We start from the raw sequence: 3,230 nt of genomic DNA, 5'->3' as shown, positions 1-3,230 counted from the left end.
GAGAAGAGCATTATCGCGTCTATCGTTACGAAGGAGCGCTCAACGGTCTCGACCATGCGGTGGTGCTGCTCGCTTGGAAAGCCAATCAGCCGATGACATCGGAACATCTTCACTGCGTCTTGAGCACCGACCGGGAGCTAAGCGATGAAGACATCTTGCGCCACTATGCCCAACGCTGGTCGAGCGAATGTTTTTTTCGACAAGCTCGTGGGCGTAACCACCATTGAAAGTTCCTTTGATTGGCCTCATCGCCTATTGGGTCGAATTTTGTCTCGCAAATGAAAACAAATTGAAACGTTCATGGCGGCGAAAGTTTGTTAAAATGTATAGGATAGAAATAAAATTAGAAAACGTGCCATACAATGAACATGCATGGCAAATATACGAGTCAGGTGATCGACATGGGGTTTGAACAGCAACTTGTTCATAAAACATTTTACGAGACGCTCGTCGAGGCGGGGGAACGCGACGTTGTCAGCGCGCTTGGCGATATTTTTTTCACGGCGCATCGGGATGGCGCTGATTTGTCGTCGATTCGCTTTGCCCAAGGGGAAGTGTATTTCCACCGCCGCGACTACGAAGCGGCGATTTTTAAATGGGAACAAGTCCATCACGACGATTTGCGCCCGTGGGCGCAAAAAAATATCGCCGACAGCTACTATGAGCTTGGACGGCTCGAGCTGGCCGAGGAGCTGTACCGTTCGATTGAGACGGAAAGCGAAACGTTGCATGCGGAAATCATTTTGCGCCTGTTTTCGCTCTACCGTGAGTTGGGGGAAAACGCGAAAGCGGATGATATGATTAAGCGCGGTGTGACGTTGTATCCGGATTATCCGAACATGACCGAATGGGCGCGCGCCTTTTTCGAGGAGCAAGGTGATTGGGAAAGCGCCGTCGAGCTTGCTTTAGGAGAGGCGGTGCGGACGTCGGCGCGCCGCTGGGCGGACATCTTGACCGGTTATGTGGAACAAGGACATGCGCGAACGATGGCGCCTGCGCGGTTTTCACGCTGCCTGGCGCTGTTGTACGAAACGGATCGGGTGAAGTTTGAACGGCTTGTGCAGGCGCTATGGAACGGGTATCGGGATGGTGACCTCTATTTTTCGTGGCTCGCGGAGTGGAATCGCCTCTATGATGAGTTGTCGATCGGCCGCGACTACGACTGGAAGCGAATTCCTGGACTTTTAGGGGAAGCCTATGCAGGATTGATGAAAGGCCCGTACCGATTGAAAGAGTTGGTGGAAGTGGTGCCACCGCTTGTCAAAAGCTGGGTAAGTTTAGCCGACGGTCCGGAGACAGCGGTGGCCGCGGCTGCCTTGTTGGCGTGGAGTGAGAAATTTCCTGAGGCGTTTGAAGAAGAGACGGTCAACGACGCCGCTAAGCGGCTCGTCCATGCGAAACGGCAAGCTGGGGAAGCGGGTGTGTCGCTATTTGAAGAAATTGCCGATTGGGCGGAAGAGCAGCGGGCGGGCTCGCATTTCCGCTTCCGCTGGTTCGTGCGGCAGTTGTCTGATTCGCGGACGCATTTCGTTTTGGTCGCTGGGGCGTCGCGCCATGAGCGGTTGGCGTTTTTGCGGACGTTGGTCGGCGAGGCAGCGTTGGCGGCGCCATCTGCGCCGGTGCTGGCATGGAGAAACGGCGGGGAGATGGAAGTCGCGAAAATCAGCGACGACCAGTTTACCGTTTTTTCGAGCATTGACGAATTTCAACAAGCAACGGGCGGCCGCGGAAGCCGATTCTCCGATGACGCTGTCATTGAATGCACGGCGCCGTTTTCACTCGTGCCGCAAGGGATTGTCTTGTTGGATATCGGCCCGCTCGGCGGGAGCGCTTCATCCGACCATGAAGCGCTTGTGTCGTTTTCGCTTGCTGACAGCATTCTTTTTCTTCTCAACGGCGAGGATCCGTTTTCTAGCGCCGATGAACAGTTGATGTTGCAACTTCGCGAGCGGGCGCCGTCTGCGCCGATGTGCGTTTTGCTTCCTCCGGGCGACGGGATGGTGGATGAAGAGGAGACGGCGAGAATCGTTGAGGAAGTGGAAGCGCACGTTCGTACGATCGTTCCGGAAGCCAATGTCATGGTCTATTCGCCGCATGCGCCAAGCCGCAAGCAGCAGCAAGCCCTCGTCGGCTGGCTTGAGGAGATGCGCCGATGCGTGTCCCCTGTCCGCCGCGAGGAAGCGATTTTAACGACGATCCGCCAGTTCATCGCTCATTTGTTCCAGCAGCGAGCCGAGGCGGAAAGTCGACTGGCGGAGCTGGTCGTATGGAAAAAAGAAATGGCGGCCAAACTGAGCGGCGCCATTCATCAGCTTGGCGACCTGCAAGAGGAGAAAACGGCCAAAACGGCAAAGTTGTTCCACACCGTCTTGGCGGAAATGCGGGGCGAGCTGTTGACGGCGATTTCCGATCTGTTGCGCAGCATGGCGGATCTTGTGAGCGAAGACAGCGATTTTTCCCGCTTGCATCTTGAACTGAACGACAAAGCGAACGAACGGCTTCGCGCTTACCTTGATGAAGAGGCGCTGCCAAAGCTGCGCCGCGCCATGGAACAGTGGATTGCAGCGACGGAAGACGAATTCAACGAATGCCAGGTGTTTTTGCATGAAATGGGCGAAGGGTTTAACGCCATGTTCGGCCAGGAACGACTCAAGCTCGAATGCGATTTTCACCTTCTCGCCGATTGGCGGCGCGATACGGATCGGTTGATCAACGGGGTGCAAGTGGGCAAGGTGAACGTTTTCTTGCGGAGAACGCCAAGCCAGCTGCTGTTGAAAGGGGCGGGCAAACTGCTCGGTGCTTTTGCGCAAAACAAGGCGATGCTGGCGCAAAAGTATAAGCAGTTGATCCAGACGCAAGATTACGCTGAGGTGGTGGAGGCGATCATCCAGCAGTTGTTGCTGCCGTTTGAATGGTTTGCCAAATCGCTTGAGCGTGATGTCACTCAATTTTTCCATGCGCCATTGACGGCGCTCGATGAAACGTTGAAACGGCTGGAGCTGGAGATCGCTGCCCAGGAAGGCGAGCTCAAACATATGCGCAAAAACCCTGAGGCGTACCGCGACCCGCTCGTGCTCTTTGACATTCGTTTGCGGCAATGCGAGCAGCTGGCGCAGGCGGCATCTGCCGCTGTGCAATTGCTACAGGACGAAAACAAATCAATCCGTTCGGTCTAATGGTTCCGTGCAAAACCGTGCTTGAACGGAATAAGGCTCCGACAACGGTCGGGT

Annotated in this window: 1 protein-coding gene and 1 pseudogene; both read left to right on the top strand. The window is 55.2% G+C overall.

Annotated features, from left to right (window positions below):
• Positions 1-209, top strand: a pseudogene (locus tag IKE44_RS08590) (IS701 family transposase); the annotation flags it as partial.
• A 153-nt stretch (positions 210-362) separates the two neighbouring features.
• A complete protein-coding gene (locus IKE44_RS08585; protein WP_287465632.1) occupies positions 363-3,176 on the top strand; it encodes a tetratricopeptide repeat protein in 2,814 nt (937 codons plus the stop codon).
• Positions 3,177-3,230: the final 54 nt, after the last annotated feature.

The sequence above is a fragment of the Geobacillus sp. genome, assembly GCF_017515625.1.
In the GTDB taxonomy this organism is placed as follows: Bacteria; Bacillota; Bacilli; order Bacillales; family Anoxybacillaceae; genus Geobacillus; species Geobacillus stearothermophilus.
Note: the sequence above shows the minus strand (reverse complement) of the source record. Positions and strands in the feature narration are given on the sequence as shown.